The organism is Streptomyces bambusae, from assembly GCF_019400985.1.
GTDB lineage: Bacteria > Actinomycetota > Actinomycetes > Streptomycetales > Streptomycetaceae > Streptomyces > Streptomyces bambusae_A.
This window is the reverse complement of sequence record NZ_WTFF01000042.1, coordinates 1-15627: the sequence shown is the minus strand read 5'-3', so window position 1 is coordinate 15627 and position 15627 is coordinate 1. Positions and strand designations below refer to the sequence as shown.

Annotated in this window: 14 protein-coding genes; 6 read left to right on the top strand and 8 right to left on the bottom strand. The window is 74.5% G+C overall.

All coding sequences use genetic code 11. The features are described 5' to 3' along the window. Nucleotides 1-223: 223 nt before the first annotated feature. Nucleotides 224-1051, bottom strand: a complete 828-nt coding sequence (locus GPJ59_RS09095; protein ID WP_219665959.1) for a siderophore-interacting protein — start codon at nt 1049-1051, stop codon at nt 224-226. A gap of 36 nt (nt 1052-1087) precedes the next feature. Next, on the bottom strand, nt 1088-2005 hold the full coding sequence (locus tag GPJ59_RS09090) for a 5'-3' exonuclease (RefSeq protein WP_219665975.1): 918 nt from the start codon (nt 2003-2005) through the stop codon (nt 1088-1090). Nucleotides 2006-2181: 176 nt separating this feature from the next. On the opposite strand from GPJ59_RS09090, the gene GPJ59_RS09085 reads away from it, so the two are divergent. Both GPJ59_RS09085 and GPJ59_RS09080 read left to right on the top strand, forming a co-directional pair. Beyond that, nucleotides 2182-2775, top strand: coding sequence for a helix-turn-helix domain-containing protein (locus tag GPJ59_RS09085; protein ID WP_219665958.1), 594 nt, complete (start codon nt 2182-2184; stop codon nt 2773-2775). Beyond that, nucleotides 2772-3521, top strand: a complete 750-nt coding sequence (locus GPJ59_RS09080; protein ID WP_308120204.1) for a helical backbone metal receptor — start codon at nt 2772-2774, stop codon at nt 3519-3521. The genes GPJ59_RS09085 and GPJ59_RS09080 overlap by 4 nt, the downstream gene beginning before the upstream one ends. A gap of 60 nt (nt 3522-3581) precedes the next feature. On the opposite strand, the gene GPJ59_RS09075 is transcribed toward GPJ59_RS09080, so the two are convergent. After that, nucleotides 3582-4727 carry a TDT family transporter gene (locus tag GPJ59_RS09075; protein ID WP_219665957.1) on the bottom strand — a complete coding sequence of 382 codons (1146 nt, stop codon included), beginning with the start codon at nt 4725-4727 and terminating at the stop codon, nt 3582-3584. Between the two features lie 71 nt (nt 4728-4798). On the opposite strand from GPJ59_RS09075, the gene GPJ59_RS09070 reads away from it, so the two are divergent. After that, entirely contained in the window at nt 4799-5743 is a 945-nt protein-coding gene (locus tag GPJ59_RS09070) for a LysR family transcriptional regulator (RefSeq protein ID WP_219665956.1), read from the top strand. Nucleotides 5744-5914: 171 nt separating this feature from the next. On the opposite strand, the gene GPJ59_RS09065 is transcribed toward GPJ59_RS09070, so the two are convergent. The 3 genes from GPJ59_RS09065 to GPJ59_RS09055 all read right to left on the bottom strand — a co-directional run bounded on the left by GPJ59_RS09065 (nt 5915) and on the right by GPJ59_RS09055 (nt 9144). Continuing rightward, entirely contained in the window at nt 5915-6622 is a 708-nt protein-coding gene (locus GPJ59_RS09065; protein ID WP_219665955.1) for a gamma-glutamyl-gamma-aminobutyrate hydrolase family protein, read from the bottom strand. A 68-nt stretch (nt 6623-6690) separates the two neighbouring features. Further along, complete coding sequence (gene eat, locus GPJ59_RS09060) at nt 6691-8160, bottom strand: ethanolamine permease (protein ID WP_219665954.1); 1470 nt, start codon at nt 8158-8160, stop codon at nt 6691-6693. A gap of 180 nt (nt 8161-8340) precedes the next feature. Further along, nucleotides 8341-9144, bottom strand: a complete 804-nt coding sequence (locus GPJ59_RS09055) for a FadR/GntR family transcriptional regulator (protein WP_258024099.1) — start codon at nt 9142-9144, stop codon at nt 8341-8343. 77 nt (nt 9145-9221) lie between these two features. On the opposite strand from GPJ59_RS09055, the gene GPJ59_RS09050 reads away from it, so the two are divergent. The 3 genes from GPJ59_RS09050 to GPJ59_RS09040 are packed head-to-tail and all read left to right on the top strand — an operon-like array spanning nt 9222 to nt 12802. Further along, nucleotides 9222-10586, top strand: a complete 1365-nt coding sequence (locus GPJ59_RS09050) for a glutamine synthetase family protein (protein ID WP_219665953.1) — start codon at nt 9222-9224, stop codon at nt 10584-10586. Nucleotides 10587-10594: 8 nt separating this feature from the next. Continuing rightward, the gene (locus GPJ59_RS09045) at nt 10595-11974 is read left to right on the top strand and encodes an aldehyde dehydrogenase family protein (protein WP_219665952.1); all 1380 of its coding nucleotides are present in this window, start codon (nt 10595-10597) and stop codon (nt 11972-11974) included. Between the two features lie 6 nt (nt 11975-11980). After that, nucleotides 11981-12802 (top strand): 3-oxoacyl-ACP reductase, encoded by an 822-nt coding sequence (locus tag GPJ59_RS09040; RefSeq protein ID WP_219665951.1) that lies wholly within the window; start codon nt 11981-11983, stop codon nt 12800-12802. Between the two features lie 135 nt (nt 12803-12937). Here GPJ59_RS09040 and GPJ59_RS09035 read toward each other — a convergent pair whose 3' ends face one another. Continuing rightward, nucleotides 12938-13945 carry an RNA polymerase sigma-70 factor gene (locus GPJ59_RS09035; protein WP_219665950.1) on the bottom strand — a complete coding sequence of 336 codons (1008 nt, stop codon included), beginning with the start codon at nt 13943-13945 and terminating at the stop codon, nt 12938-12940. Between the two features lie 120 nt (nt 13946-14065). After that, entirely contained in the window at nt 14066-15268 is a 1203-nt protein-coding gene (locus tag GPJ59_RS09030) for an amino acid deaminase/aldolase (protein WP_219665949.1), read from the bottom strand. Nucleotides 15269-15627: the final 359 nt, after the last annotated feature.

The window sequence follows — 15627 nt, the reverse complement described above, 5'->3', positions numbered from 1 at the left end:
GGCACATTCTCCCGCCGGTGGCGCGCCCCTGCCCGTCGACGTGGGTGGGGGGCCGCTGCGCGGGGCCTGCCCCCTCCCCGCCCCTTCCCGAAACCGGGGCTGGCGCCCCGGACCCCGCCCCTGAGCGTCCGTTGTGGCTGGTCGCGCAGTTCCCCGCGCCCCTGACGGGGCACGATCCAGCCCCGCCGGCGTTTGAGGCGCGGGGTCTGGGGCGGAGCCCCAGCTAGGACTCCTGCTCCGCCTCGACCTGGGCGTTCCAGTCGCGCTTGATCGCCCGCCAGCCCTCGTCCGTGTGGCCCAGGCGCCAGTAGCCCGAGATCGACAGGCGTTCGCGGGGGATGCCGCGCTCCAGGCGCAGGTGGTGGCGGAGGGTCTTGACGAAGCCCGCCTCGCCGTGGACGAAGGCGTGGACGTCGTGGGACGGGAACTCCAGGGCGGTGACCGCCTCCACCAGGGCCTCGCCGACCGGGCGGGCCCCGCGATGGACCCAGACGGGGGTGATCCCGTCCGGGGTGGCGATCTTCTGTTCGTCGTCCGGGCCGTCGACCTCGACGAGCGCGACGGCCTCCGCGCCGGGTGGCATGCCCTCCATCGCCGCGGCGATCGCGGGCAGCGCCGACTCGTCGCCCACCAGCAGGTGCCAGCCGGCCTCGGGGGAGGGGGCGTACGCGCCGCCGGGCCCCAGGAAGCGGACCGGGTCGCCGGGACGGGCCCGGGCGGCCCACGGTCCGGCCAGGCCCTCGTCCCCGTGGAGCACGAAGTCGATCGTCAGCTCCAGGTGCGCCGGGTCCCACAGCCGTACGGTGTACGCCCGCTGCCGCGGCCACTCCTCCCGGGGGTGGGCGGCCTTGATCCGGTCCAGGTCCCACGGCTCGGCGTAGGAGACGCCCTCCGGGGCGAACAGCAGCTTGACGTAGTGGTCGGTGAACTCGCCCGCGGAGAAGGAGCCCAGGCCCTCGCCGCCCAGGACGAGCCGCACCATGTGCGGCGTCAGCCGCTCGGTGCGCACGACGACTGCGGTGCCGACCTTGCGGGCACGTCCTTCGGCCACGGCGTCTCCCCTGACTCCCCTGAAACTTAGGCTAGCCTAAGTTAGCACGTCACGGTCGAGCACGCTGGACAGGCGGGCGACGGCGCCGCCGAGCCCCCACCGGTGAGCCAGTGCCTCGACCATCTCAGGATGCGCCGGACCGGACGGAAGTGCCGGGTCGAAGGGGGGAAGGGGGACGTCCGCGGCCACCTTCACCACCTTCGGGGCCACGGCGACATACGGCCGGGAATCGTCCAGCCGCTTGCGCTGGGCCGGGGTCAGCTTCGACCTCGGGTCCTCGACCGCCGCCATGATCCCCGCCAGGTCGCCGTACTGCGCCAGCAGCTTCGCCGCCGTCTTCTCGCCGATGCCCGGCACCCCAGGCAGGCCGTCGCTCGGGTCCCCGCGCAGCAGCGCGAGGTCGGCGTACCCGGGGCCGTCCACGCCGTACTTCTCGCGCAGCCACGCCTCGTCGGTCACCTGGAGCGTGCCGACCCCCTTGAGCGGGTACAGCACGCGCCGCTGCCGGGCGTCGTCCACCAGCTGGTACAGGTCCCGGTCGCCGGTGACGATGTCCACCGGGCCGGTCGCCCGGGCCGTCAACGTGCCGATGACGTCGTCCGCCTCGTACCCCGCCACCCCCACCCGGGCGATCCCGAACGCGTCCAGCGCGGCCTCGATGATCGGCACCTGCGGGGCCAGGGTGTCCGGGACCTCCTCCGCGTCCGGACCCGCCTCGGACTCCTGTGCCACCCGGTGCGCCTTGTACGAGGGGATCAGCTCCACCCGCCAGTGCGGCCGCCAGTCGGCGTCCATGCACGCCACCAGGTCGTCGGGGCGGTGGTCCTGGACGAGGCGCGCGATGAAGTCCAGGAGCCCGCGCACCGCGTTGACCGGGGTCCCGTCGGGCGCCCGTACGGAGTCCGGCACCCCGAAGTACGCGCGGAAGTAGAGCGAAGCGGTGTCGAGAAGCATCAGGCGTCGGGTCACGCTCCGATCATGCCGTACGACACGGACAGTGACGAGGCGGCCACCGGAGTTCACCGGCGGCGTAGTGCGGTCCGCCGGTCCACGCGAAACCGGGGGTGGATGCTGCGTAAGGTGCTTACAGCACACCCATGTGCGCCGGACAAGGGGAGGGCAGCCCCGACATGGACGACAAGGAAAAGGACAAGGACGTCAAGGAACCGCTTCGGGTGGGAGTGGCCGTGCGCAAGCGCCGCCGGGCCCTGGGCCTCACCCTCGCCGCCGTCTCGGCACGCAGCGGCCTCTCGGTGCCCTTCCTCAGCCAGATAGAGAACGAGCGGGCCCGGCCGAGCATGCGCTCGCTGGAGCGGGTCGCCGACGCGCTGGACACCACGGCCGTCGAGCTCCTGGAGGCGTCCGACACCGCGCGCACCGTCGACCTCGTACGGGCCGCCGACGACTCCGGGCTGGAGCCGGCGGCCGGGGTGCGCCCGCTGGTCCGCGGGCACCACCAGCTGCACGCCCTGGAGTTCACCGGCGACCAGGACGCCGGACGCGAGTACCAGCACCGCAACGACGAGCTGATGTACGTCGTCTCCGGCGCCTGCCAGGTCGAGGCCGAGGGGCGGGCCTACCGGCTGGAGTGCGGCGACGCGCTGTTCCTGTCCGGAGGGGTGCGCCACCGGTGGCGGTCGGTCACCGAGGACACCCGGATCCTGGTGGTCGCGGTGGGCGACCACATCCACGCCACGTCCGAGCCGCCCGACCCCGGCCGGTGAGCGCCGTGGGCCCGCGGGTCGTCTCCCTGGTGCCGTCGCTGACCGAGGCGGTGGCGCACAGCGCGCCGCCCGGACTGCTCGTGGGCGTCACCGACTGGTGCACGCACCCGGCCGGGCTGGACGCCGTACGCATCGGCGGGACGAAGAACCCCGACGTGCCGGCGATCGTGGCGCTGCGACCCGACCTGGTGGTCGCCAACGAGGAGGAGAACCGGGAGGCGGACCTGGCGGCGCTGCGCGCGGCGGGGCTGCCGGTGCTGGTGACCGGGATCCGCGACCTGCGGCAGGCGTTCGCCGAGCTCGACCGGCTGCTGACCGGCGCGCTGGGGCTGGCGCGCCCGGGCTGGCTGGCGGACGCCGAGAGGGCGTGGGCGCGGGTGGAGCCGGCGGCCGTGCGGCGGGCCTTCGTCCCGGTGTGGCGGCGGCCGTGGATGGTGCTGGGCCGTGACACCTTCGCCGGGGACCTGCTCGCCCGGCTGGGCGTGGTCAACGCGTACGGCTGCCACCCCGAGCGGTACCCGCGGGTGCCGGCCGAGGAGCTGGCCGCCTCCGGCTGCGACCTGGTGGTGCTGCCCGACGAGCCCTACCGCTTCACCGCCGACGACGGGCCCGAGGCCTTCCCCGGCATCCCGGCCGCCCTGGTCAGCGGCCGCCACCTGACCTGGTACGGGCCCTCGCTGGTCGAGGCTCCGCAGGTGCTGGCGCAGGCGCTCGGCGAGGCGCGGTCCCGGCCCGTGGCGCCGTAGCGGCGTAGCGGCGGTACGGACCCGGGGTGCCGGGGCCGGGGGTGCCGGGGCCGGGGGGTTTCAGCGCGGGGCGGCCAGGAGCCGGCCGGCGGCCAGGCCGCGCAGGGTGCGGGCGGCGGCGGTCAGCCAGGCCGCCACCAGCAGGGCGAACAGCGCCGCCGCGAGCCAGCCGAAGGCGGCCAGACCGGTGTGCCGCGCCAGGCCCTCGGCGGCGGTGACGCAGGTGCCGACGGGGAAGGTGAACGCCCACCAGGTCATCGCGAACGGCATACCCGCCCGGGCCGCCCGGACCACCATCGCCGCGGCCAGCGCCAGCCACAGCAGGGCGAAACCGATGACCGGCACCCCGTAGACCACGGCGAAGGCGGCGAGGCCGTCCGCGTACGGGGCGCCGACGGAGCCGTGGGCCTGGTCGGCGAGCTGGCCCGCCGCGGTGACGGACTGGCCCATGGGGCCGAGCACCAGGAACAGGGTCGGGGTCAGGGTGAGCGGCAGCGGTCCGCCGACGATCAGCCGGCCGAGGATCAGCGGCAGCATCGTCAGGGTGGCCAGCAGGCTGATGCCGAACATGGCGTAGCAGGCCAGCAGCAGGGTCTCGCGGGGCTGGCCGGCGGGCAGGTGCGGGACGAGCAGCGGGCCGACGGCGGCGGAGACCATCGGGCTCACCACCGGCAGCAGCCAGACGGGGCTCGCCTGGGAGGCCTCGACCTTGTGCCGGACGACCATCAGGTACGGGACGGCGACGGCGGCGGCCAGCCCGACTGCGGTGCCGGCGGTGAAGAGCACGGCGCCCACGGCGACCGCGGCGCCCTCGCCGATCAGCTCCTTGCCGACGGCCATGGTGGCGCCGCCGACCGCCAGCAGGGCCATGGCCAGACAGCCGTAGAACGGGGCGACGGCCGGGTCGAGCAGGTGGGCGCGGGCCTGGTCGCGGTGGTGCAGCCAGTGGCCGGCGCGGGCGGTGAGCACCACGGCGAGGGTGGCGGCGGAGAGCGCCCAGACCGCCTGGCAGACGGTGTGCAGGCCGGGTACGGCGTACGGGAAGGACGCGCCGGCGGTGGCGACGACGGCCGTGCCCATCACGCAGGCGTACCAGTTCGGGCCCAGGTGTCGTAGGGCCGGGAGGCGCCGACGCTGCGGGGTGGGCAGGTCGAAGGCGCGGGTGTGGAGGTGTTCGGGGTGCCGGGTCTCGGCGACGGTGGCCATGCCCTCAACCCTCGCGCCGGGGCGCCGGCCGCCGTAGAGGTCGTCCTCCTATGGGGTCATAAACTGTTCTTATGAGCGATGTGAGCGTGCCCCTGGCCCACCGGGTGCCCGACCTGGGCGCCCTGGAACTGCTGCTGGCCGTGGCCCGGCTCGGCAGCCTGGGGGCGGCCGCCCGCGCGCTGGGCATCACCCAGCCCGCGGCCAGCAGCCGGATCCGGGCGATGGAGGCGCGGCTGGGGGTGGCGCTGGTGGACCGCTCGCCGCGCGGCTCGACGCTGACCGCCGAGGGCGCGCTGGTCACGGACTGGGCGCAGCGCGTCGTGGAGGCGGCCGAGGCCTTCGACGCGGGCGCGCAGGCGCTGCGCGGGCGGCGGGACTCCCGGCTGCGGGTGGCGGCCAGCATGACCATCGCGGAGTACCTGCTGCCCGGCTGGCTCATCGCCCTGCGCGCGGACCGGCCGGGCACCGCGGTCTCGCTCCAGGCCGGGAACTCGGCCCTGGTCGCCGCCAGGGTGCTCGCGCACGAGGCCGACCTGGGCTTCGTGGAAGGCGTGTCGGTGCCCGACGGGCTCTCCTCGGCCGTGATCGCCCAGGACCGGCTGGTCGTCGCGGTCGCCCCCGGCCACCCGTGGGCCCGCCGCTCCGCCCCCGTGCCGGCGGCCGAACTGGCCCGCACCCCGCTGGTGCTGCGGGAGCGGGGGTCGGGCACCCGGCAGGTCCTGGACGCGGCCCTGGCCGGGCACGGGGGACTGGCCGAGCCCCTGCTGGAGCTGGCCTCGACGACCGCCGTGAAGGCGGCGGCGGTCAGCGGGGCCGGGCCGTGCGTGCTGTCGGAGCTGGCGGTGGTGGACGAGCTCGGCGGGCGGCGGCTGGTCGAGGTGCCGGTCGCGGACGCGGTGCTGCGGCGTGCGCTCCGCGCGGTCTGGCCCGCCGGTACGCGCCCGGCGGGGCCGGCGCGCGACCTGCTTTCGCTGACGCGGGGCGGGGCCTCTTCCCCACCCCGCCCCTTCCCGTAACCGGGGCTGCCGCCCCGGACCCCGCCCCTTGCCGTCCGTTGTGGCTGGTCGCGCAGTTCCCCGCGCCCCTGACGGGGCACGATCCAGCCCCGGGGGCCCAGCCATTTCCAGCCCCGCCGGCGTTTGAGGCGCGGGGGTCCGGGGGCGGAGCCCCCGACAGCGTCCCGCGGCTCAGGTCACGGCGATTGCCGTGCGGGCCGCCGCCGCGTCGACCATGGCGCCCATCACGCGGGTGTCCTTGTCGCGCTCCGGGTGCCACTGCACGCCCATGACCCAGCGGTCCGGATCGGGCAGCTCGACCGCCTCGACCGTGCCGTCGGCCGCGTACGCCGAGGCGATCAGGCCGCGGCCCAGGCGGTCGACGGCCTGGTGGTGGTACGTCGGGACCTCCGCCTCCTCCGGCACCAGCGCGGCGTACCGGGTGCCCGCGACCGGGCCGACCGGGTGCCAGGACATCACGCCGGGCGCCTCGACGTGCCCGTCCAGGTGCTGGATCAGCGTGCCGCCCAGGGCCACGTTCAGCGCCTGCATGCCCCGGCAGATGCCGAGCACCGGCATGCCGGTCTCCAGTGCGGCCCCGAGCAGGGCCAGTTCCCAGGTGTCCCGCTCCGTGGCCGGCGCCCCGGTGCGCGGGTCGCGCGGGGCGCCGTAGCGGGCCGGGTCCACGTCCGGACCCCCCGCCACGACCAGGCCGTCCACCCGGCTCAGCACCTCCGCCGCCGACTCCGGCTCGTCCGGCGGGAGCAGCACGGCCGCGCCGCCCGCCGCCTGGACCAGCCGGTGGTAGCCGGTCGGGGTGAGGACCGTGGGGACGTCCCACACGCCGTAGCGGGTGGACTCCTCCACGTAGGTGGTGATGCCGATGAGCGGCCTGGGCACGGCGGTGACCTCCACGGGTGTGTGCCGGAACGGAGCGGGGGGCGGGGCGGGGGGGGGGGGAAGTGCGGTCAGTCGCGGGTCAGTTCGGCCTCGGCCGCCGCCAGCGCGGCGAACTCCTCCTCGGGGGCGGAGGCGACCAGCCGGTGCCGACTGTAGAGCGCGAAGTAGGCGAGCGCGGCGGCGTACACGGCCAGTGCGATGAATGCGGCGACGATGTCCACCAGGAAGGTGGCGACCAGGGCCGACAGGGCCAGTACGAAGGCCACCGTCGACGTGGCGACCCCGCCCGGAGTGCGGTACGGCCGCGGCAGGTTCGGCTCCCGGCGGCGCAGCACGATGTGCGACAGGGCCATCAGGGCGTACGAGATGGTCGCGCCGAACACCGCGATGTTGAGCATGCGCGGCCCGTTCCCGGTGGCGGCGGCCAGCGCGAAGCCGATCGCGCCGGGGATCAGCAGGCCCAGGTACGGGGCCTTGCGCTGCGAGGTCAGGGACAGGAAGCGGGGCAGGTAGCCGGCCCGGGAGAGGGCGAACAGCTGGCGCGAGCCCGCGTAGATGAGGGAGAAGAACGAGGCCACCAGCCCTGCCAGGCCCGCGTAGTTGACGAAGGTCTTCAGCCAGGACAGCCCGTCGGCTCCGTCCAGCGCGACCACGAGCGGGTTGCCGGCCTCCTTGACGGCGTCGGCGCCGCGCGCACCGGTCGAGGCGAGGAAGGTGACGAGCGCGAGCAGGACCAGGACGCCCATGGCGATGGACAGCGCCTTCGGCATCGAGCGCACCGGGTCCTTGGCCTCTTCGGCCGCCAGCGGTACGCCCTCCACGCCGAGGAAGAACCACATGCCGAAGGGGAACGCCGCCCAGATGCCGAGGATGCCGAGCGGCAGCCAGGAGCCGGCGCCGAAGGCGGTGGGGTCGACCGGGATGTCGTCGAGTTTGGCGGCGTCGAATTCGGTGAAGGCTCCGACGGCGAAGACCAGCAGGGCGGCGACCGCGACGGCCGTGACGACCAGCGAGAAGCGCAGGGCCTCGCCCACGCCCCACAGGTGGATGCCGATGAAGACGACGAAGCAGGCCAGGTAGACGGGCCAGCCGGAGGTGAGGCCGAAGAGGCCGAGCGACTCGACGTAGTCGCCGATGAAGATGACGATCGCGGCGGGCGCGAGGATGTACTCGATGAGGATCGCGGTGCCGGTCAGGAACCCGCCCCACGGGCCGAGCGCACGCCGGGCGAAGCCGTAGCCGCCGCCGGCGGTGGGCAGGATCGCGGACAGCTCGGCGAGGGAGAAGACCAGGCAGGCGTACATGGCGCCCATCAGGGCGGTGGCGATGGCGAGTCCGCCGAAGCCGCCCTCCTTCAGGCCGACGTTCCAGCCGGAGAAGTCCCCGGAGACGACGTACGCGACGCCGAGGCCGGTGAGCAGCAGCCAGCCCGCGGAGCCGCGGCGCAGGGTGCGGCGTTCGAGGTAGCCGGCGTCGCCCTCGGGCGACGGTGCGGGGGCGGGCACGGTTGCGGGGCGTGCCTCGATGTCGTCGGCCATGTGCGCTCCTGCCTCAGGGCAATGGTTTTGCCGCGTACCTTTGCCTGTCGAGGGGGGAGCGCGCAAGACCTGTGCGTTAAACCGCGGTTACGTCGGCCTGCGCGGCGGGCGGGCGCGGGCGCCAGGTCCGGCCGGTGGCCCGTCCCCGGCCCGCCGCCGGCCCGCCGCCCCGCCCGGCCGTCACGTGAGGAAGCCACGCAGCAGCGCCGCCGTGCCGCAGCAGTGCTCCCGCATCACCGCGCGGGCCGCCTCGGCGTCCTGTTCCAGCACCGCCTCCACCAGCACGGTGTGCTGCTGCTGGGAGTGCTCCAGGTTGCGCACCAGCAGCGGGATGCAGTCCAGCAGGTCGTTCACCGTGGCCCGGACCGCCGCGTACTGGGCCGTCAGGGTGGCGGAGCCGGCGAGCTCGCACAGGGCCAGGTGGAAGAGGGTGTCCTGGCGCCGGTAGTCGGCCAGCGGCGCGTCGTGGGTGGCGGCGAGCGCCGCCAGCAGCCGCTCGCGCCCGTCCGGGGTCAGCCCGTGGGAGGCGCACAGGCCCGCCGCGCCCACTTCCAGCACCTCGCGGAAGCGCAGGACGTCCTCGATGTCCACCGCCGCGACCCGGCGGCGCAGCTCCTCCTCCGCGCCCCCGGCCGGGGTGTCGGGCCGGGCCAGCACGAACGTTCCGCCGTACCGGCCGCGCCGCGCCTCCACCAGGCCCTGGTCCTGGAGCACCTTGAGCACCTCGCGCAGGGTCACCCGGCTGATGCCCATCCGCTCCGCCAGCTCGCGCTCCGGCGGCAGCCGTTCGCCGGCGGGCACCAGGCCCAGGCGGACCACCTGGAGGATCTGCTCCAGGGCCTCCTCGAAGCCGTTGCCCGCCCGTACCTGGCGCAGCACGGGATTCAGCCTCCCCCAGCTGTCCGGGCCGGACTCCTCCGCCCGGGGGGACGCCCACGGAGGCGCCCCCGTGCCCGTACCGCCCTCGCCGGCCGTGTTCGACATATCGGCCCCTCCCCTTCCCAAGCAATGGTTCTGTTCAATACCTTAGGCGTACTCGGCTCACCGAAGGAGAGAATCCCGTGGTAGACCGCACGCCGCCGCTCACGCCCGAGGAGCTCCGTGTCCTCGTCGCGAGCGGTGAGATCGACACAGTCGTCCTGGCCTTCCCCGACATGCAGGGGCGGCTCCAGGGCAAGCGGTTCGCCGCACCGTTCTTCCTGGACGAGGTCCTGTCCCACGGCACCGAGGGCTGCAACTACCTCCTCGCCGTCGACACCGACATGAACACCGTCGACGGCTACGAGATGTCCTCCTGGGACCGGGGCTACGGCGACTTCGCCATGCTCCCCGACCTCGCCACCCTGCGCCGCGTCCCGTGGAACGAGGGCACCGCCATGCTGCTGGCGGACCTCGCCTGGAACGACGGCAGCCCCGTCGTCGCCGCCCCCCGCCAGATCCTGCGCCGCCAGCTGGAGCGCCTCGCCGAGCACGGGTTCACCGCCCAGGTCGGCACCGAGCTGGAGTTCATGGTCTTCCAGAACACCTACGAGCAGGCCTGGAACGCGCACTACCGCGGCCTGACCCCCGCCAACCAGTACAACATCGACTACTCGATCCTCGGCACCGGCCGCATCGAGCCCCTGCTGCGCCGCATCCGCAACGAGATGGCCGGCGCGGGGCTGACCGTGGAGTCCGCCAAGGGCGAGTGCAACCTCGGCCAGCACGAGATCGCCTTCCGCTACGACGAGGCCCTGGTCACCTGCGACCAGCACGCCATCTACAAGACCGGGGCCAAGGAGATCGCCGCCCAGGAGGGCGTCTCGCTGACCTTCATGGCCAAGTTCGACGAGCGCGAGGGCAACTCCTGCCACATCCACCTCTCGCTCACCGATGCCGACGGGCACAACGTGATGGCCGGGGACGGCCCGGGCGGGATGTCGGACACCATGCGCCACTTCCTGGCCGGGCAGCTCGCCGCGCTGCGCGACTTCTCCCTTCTCTACGCCCCGAACATCAACTCGTACAAGCGCTTCCGGCCCGGATCCTTCGCCCCCACCGCCGTCGCCTGGGGAGCGGACAACCGGACCTGCGCCCTGCGGGTGGTCGGCCACGGCCGCTCCATGCGCTTCGAGAACCGCCTCCCCGGCGGCGACGTCAACCCCCACCTCGCCGTCGCCGGCCTGGTCGCGGCCGGCCTCTACGGCATCGAGAACCGCCTGGAACTGCCCGAGCCCTGCCCCGGCAACGCCTACACCGGCGACTACGCCCACGTCCCCGCCACCCTGCGCGAGGCCGCCGAACTCTGGGAGAACAGCGAGATCGCCAAGGCCGCCTTCGGCCCCGAGGTGGTCGCCCACTACCGCAACATGGCCCGCGTCGAACTCGACGCCTACGACTCCGCGGTGACCGACTGGGAACTGCGCCGCTCCTTCGAACGTCTGTGAGGCCCCCCGTGTCCGATGCGCCGGACCCCGTCGCCCTGGAAGTGCTCAACCCGGCCACCGAAGAACTCGTCGCCCTCGTCCCGGCCGCCACACGGGACGACGTCGACGCCGCCGTCGCGCGGGCCGCCGCGGCCCAGCGCACCTGGGCCGCGGCCGCCCCCGCCGACCGCGCCCGGCTGCTGCGCCGCTTCGCCTCCGTGGTCGACGGCCACATCGAGGAGCTCGCCCAGCTGGAGGTCCGCGAGGCCGGGCACACCGTGGGCAACGCCCGCTGGGAGGCCGGCAACGTCCGCGACCTGCTCGACTTCGCCGCCGGCGGCGTCGAGCGGCTCTCGGGCCGGCAGATCCCCGTACCCGGCGGGCTCGACGTCACCTTCCTCGAACCCCTCGGCGTCATCGGCGTGATCGCCCCCTGGAACTTCCCGATGCCGATCGCCGCCTGGGGCCTGGCACCCGCCCTCGCCGCCGGCAACGCCGTCATCCTCAAGCCCGCCGAGACCACCCCCCTCACGGCACTGCGGCTGGCCGGACTCGCCCTCGAAGCCGGGATCCCCGAGCACCTCTTCCAGGTGCTCCCCGGCACCGGGCCGGTCGCCGGCGACGCCCTGGTCGAACACCCCGGCGTAGCGAAGATCGTCTTCACCGGCTCCACCCGGGTCGGCAAGCAGATCATGGCCAAGTGCGCGGACCGGGTGAAGCGGGTGACCCTGGAGCTCGGCGGCAAGAGCCCCAACATCGTCTTCGCCGACGCCGACCTCGACGCCGCGGCCGCCGCGGCACCGATGTCCTTCCTCGACAACACCGGCCAGGACTGCTGCGCCCGCACCCGCATCCTGGTCCAGCGCAGCGCCTACGACCGCTTCCTGGAGCTGCTCGCGCCCGGCATCGAGGGCGTGCGCGTCGGCGACCCCGCCGACGAGAAGACCCAGATGGGCCCGCTGATCTCGCGGGCGCAGCTGGACCGCGTCCGCTCCTACGTCCCCGACGGCCTGACCGCGATCCGCGGCACCGCCCCCGAGGGACCCGGCTTCTGGTACCCGCCCACCGTGGTCACCGGCGTCGCCCCCACCGCGCCGGTCGCCGCGGAGGAGGTCTTCGGCCCCGTGGCCGTCGTCCTGCCCTTCGAGGACGAGGCCGAGGCGGTGGCCCTGGCCAACGCCACCGAGTACGGGCTCTCCGGCTCCATCTGGACCCGCGACGTCGGCCGCGCGATCCGGGTCTCGCGGGCCGTCGCCGCCGGCAACCTCTCCGTCAACTCCCACAGCAGCGTCCGCTACTGGACCCCCTTCGGCGGCTACAAGCAGTCCGGGCTCGGCCGCGAGCTCGGACCCGACGCCCTCACCGCATTCACCGAGACCAAGAACGTCTTCATCAGCACGGAGGCCTAGAAACCCATGTCCCGTCAGCCCACCGAAGAGACCGCAGAGACCGCAGAGCCCGCGGAGATCGTCTGCCGCCGCCTGGTCGGCCGTACCGCCGTCATCACCGGAGCCGGCAGCGGCATCGGCCTCGCCACCGCGCGCCGCCTGGCCTCCGAGGGCGCGAACGTCGTCTGCGGCGACATCGACGAGAAGGCCGGCAAGGCCGCCGCCGAAGAGGTCGGCGGCACCTTCGTCAAGGTCGACGTCACCGACCCCGAGGAGGTCGAGGCCCTGTTCCGTACGGCCTTCGACACCTACGGCTCCGTCGACATCGCCTTCAACAACGCCGGCATCTCCCCGCCGGACGACGACTCCATCCTCACCACCGGCCTGGAGGCGTGGAAGCGGGTCCAGGACGTCAACCTCACCTCCGTCTACCTGTGCTGCAAGGCCGCCCTGCCCTACATGCAGCGCCAGGGCCGCGGCTCGATCATCAACACCGCCTCCTTCGTGGCGATCATGGGCGCGGCCACCTCCCAGATCTCCTACACCGCCTCCAAGGGCGGCGTGCTGGCCATGTCCCGCGAGCTCGGCGTGCAGTTCGCCCGCGAGGGCATCCGGGTCAACGCCCTGTGCCCCGGCCCGGTCAACACCCCGCTCCTGCAGGAGCTGTTCGCCAAGGACCCGGAGCGGGCCGCCCGCCGCCTGGTGCACATCCCGCTCGGCCGGTTCGCCGAGGCCGAGGAGATCGCGGCCGCCGTGGCCTTCCTCGCCAGCGACGACTCCTCCTTCATCAACGCCACCGACTTCCTGGTCGACGGCGGCATCTCGGGCGCGTACGTCACCCCGCTGTAGGCCCCCGGCGCCCGCCGCACCGGGCGAAGATCTCCCCCCACCCGGCAGCCGGGCGTCGTGACGACGTCCGGCTGCCGCGCTTTTCCCGCGCCGCGCCTTCCTGTTCAGCGGAAGGACGGTCAGTGGGAAGGACGGTCAGTGGGACGGGCCCTGGGACCGCCGGGCCCGCATGGCCTCGCGCTGGAGCTCCCAGGCGTCCGCCACCGGTCCCACGTGCCCGAGCTTGTCGGGGTTGGCCACCGTGTGGATCGCCTGGATCCGCCCGTCCAGCACGTCGAGGGCCCAGGTGTTCGCCACCCGGCCGTGCCGGTCGCGCAGGACCGCGCCCGGCAGGCCGTTGACCTCGCACGGCTCCAGCGTCACCTCGATCCGCATGAGCAGCGGGAAGAACGCGGCCAGCAGCCGGGCCACGTTGTCGGTGCCCACGACGCTCCGGGCCAGCGCCGGGGCCTTCCCGCCGCCGTCCCCGACCAGCTGGACGTCGGCGGCGAGCAGCTCCCGCAGGGCGTCGACGTCGCCCTCCCGGAGCGCGTCGAAGAACCGCGCCGCCAGCTCGTCCCGCTCCCGGCGGTCCGCCTCGAAGCGCGGCCGGCCCGCCTCCATGTGCCGCCGCGCCCGCACCGCGAGCTGGCGGCAGGCCGCCTCCGAGCGCCCCACCGCCGAGGCGACCTCGGGAAAGCCGAAGGCGAACACCTCCCGCAGCACGAAGACAGCCCGCTCCAGCGGGCTGAGCCGCTCCAGCAGCAGCAGGGCCGCCATCGACACCGAGTCGGCCAGCTCCGCCGAGCGCGCCGGGTCCTCGTAGGGGTCGGTGAGCAGCGGCTCGGGCAGCCACTGGCCGACGTAGCTCTCCCGCCGGACGCGGGCCGAGCGCAGCACGTCGATCGCGATCCGGGTCACCGTGGCCGAGAGGAAGGCCTTGACCGACGCCGGGCGCGTGGCGGAGGCCTCGTAGCGCAGCCAGGTCTCCTGGACCGCGTCCTCGGCCTCGCTCACGGTGCCCAGGATCCGGTAGGCGATCGAGAACAGCAGCGGCCGCAGCTCCACGAACTCCTCGGTCCGCGTCCTGCCGGCTCCCGCGTCGCCGCCGCCGGCCGCCGCACCACCCCGGGCCCCGAACCGCCCGTCCTCGAACACCCGCATGCTCCCCGCCCTCCCGATCGCGGCCCCGTTCCCGTTTACGGAGTCCGCCTGCGACACATGAGACGAGACGGCCGGGCGGTCTGTGACATCGGGGGGCGGGCCTTCCGGAGGAAGGTGCGGTCAGAGGAAGGTGCGGCCCTCGCCCCGGTACGTCGGGACGGTGTCCGTGACCCGGTCGCCCCGGACCAGGTGCAGCTCGTCGAACCGCTCGCACAGCTCGCCCGCCTTGGCGTGCCGGAACCACACCCGGTCGCCGATCAGCAGGTCGTCGGCCGGGGCGCCGATCAGCGGGGTCTGGACCTCGCCGGCCCCCTCCTTGCGGTCGTAGCGCAGCCCCTGCGGCAGGTACGGGACGGGCAGCCGGTCGGGGCCCGCGGCGCCCGAGGCCGGGTAGCCGCCGCCGAGCACGGTCACCACGCCCACGCCGGGCCGGCGTACCACCGGCTGCGCGAAGAGCGCGGCCGGGCGCCCGCGGAAGGAGCTGTAGTGGTCGAACAGCCGGGGCACGTACAGCCCCGACCCGGCCGCGATCTCCGTGACCGCGTCCTCGGCGGCGGTCTGCTGGACGCTGCCGGTGCCGCCGCCGTTGACGAACTCCAGGTCCGGGACCACCTCGCGGACCGCCCGCACCGCCTGCGCACGGCGCACGGCCAGCTCGGTACGGGCCGTGCGCTGCATCAGCCGTATCGCCTGGGAGCGCAGCGGGTGGCCGGCCACGGAGTCGCCGACCCCGGCGATGTGGCCCTCGTACCCCATCAGCCCGACCACCCGGAAGCCGGGCCGGGCGGTCACCGCACGGGCCAGCGCGGCCAGCTCGGCCGGCTCGCGGACCGGCGAGCGGCGGGCCCCGAAGCGGACCATGCCGGCCAACAGGTGCAAGGAGGTGTCGAGTTCGAGGCAGACCCGGATCTCCTGGCGGCCGCCGTCGCGGGCCCGGTCGATCAGCTCCAGCTGCGACTGGTCGTCCACCATGACGGTGACGGCGGCGGCGAGCTTGGGGTCGCAGGCCAGCTCGGCGAAGCCGCGGCGGTCGGCGGACGGGTAGGCCAGCAGGACGTCCTCGAAGCCGGACCGGGCCAGCCAGAGCGACTCGGCCAGCGTGTACGACATGATCCCCGCGAAGCCGGGCCGGGCCAGCACCCGTTCCAGCAGCGCCCGGCACCGTACGGACTTGCTGGCGACCCGGACGGGCTTGCCCCCGGCCCGGCGCACCAGGTCGTCCGCGTTCGCGTCGAACGCGTCGAGGTCCACGACGGCCAGGGGCGCGTCGAGATGGGCGGTGGCCTTGTCGTAGCGGGCCCGATCGGCGGCGGGGGAAGTCATGCGCGCAGCTTGCCAGACCGCTCTACCCGTGGGTAGGGCCCGGCCGAGGCCAGCCGCCGCGAACGGGCCGTAAAGTACGGGCAGGCAGCCGCGAGGGCACGGAACGGGGGGCGGAGCCACGCATGACGACGTCCGACCCACACACTGCTCCCACCTCGGGACCCGCCTCGGGACCATCCCTCCCGACGCCCCTGCCCAATGACACCGGCCCCGCGCCCGCGGCCGTCGGCCCCGCCTACGAGATCGCACCGCCCGTGCCGTCCGTGCCGGGCGCGGACCCTGCTGCGCGGGGCGCCGGCTCTGGCCCTGCCGGGCCGGCCGCGGCCGCGCCCGGTCATGGCGAGCTCACGCCGCTAGGC

Excerpts from the sequence above, each read along its gene's own strand:
- GPJ59_RS09090 (WP_219665975.1), bottom strand. The coding sequence starts at position 2,005 with ATGCTTCTCGACACCGCTTCGCTCTACTTCCGCGCGTACTTCGGGGTG.
- GPJ59_RS09085 (WP_219665958.1), top strand. The coding sequence starts at position 2,182 with ATGGACGACAAGGAAAAGGACAAGGACGTCAAGGAACCGCTTCGGGTG.
- GPJ59_RS09075 (WP_219665957.1), bottom strand. The coding sequence starts at position 4,727 with ATGGCCACCGTCGCCGAGACCCGGCACCCCGAACACCTCCACACCCGC.
- GPJ59_RS09070 (WP_219665956.1), top strand. The coding sequence starts at position 4,799 with ATGAGCGATGTGAGCGTGCCCCTGGCCCACCGGGTGCCCGACCTGGGC.
- eat (WP_219665954.1), bottom strand. The coding sequence starts at position 8,160 with ATGGCCGACGACATCGAGGCACGCCCCGCAACCGTGCCCGCCCCCGCA.
- GPJ59_RS09055 (WP_258024099.1), bottom strand. The coding sequence starts at position 9,144 with ATGTCGAACACGGCCGGCGAGGGCGGTACGGGCACGGGGGCGCCTCCG.
- GPJ59_RS09040 (WP_219665951.1), top strand. The coding sequence starts at position 11,981 with ATGTCCCGTCAGCCCACCGAAGAGACCGCAGAGACCGCAGAGCCCGCG.
- GPJ59_RS09035 (WP_219665950.1), bottom strand. The coding sequence starts at position 13,945 with ATGCGGGTGTTCGAGGACGGGCGGTTCGGGGCCCGGGGTGGTGCGGCG.
- GPJ59_RS09030 (WP_219665949.1), bottom strand. The coding sequence starts at position 15,268 with ATGACTTCCCCCGCCGCCGATCGGGCCCGCTACGACAAGGCCACCGCC.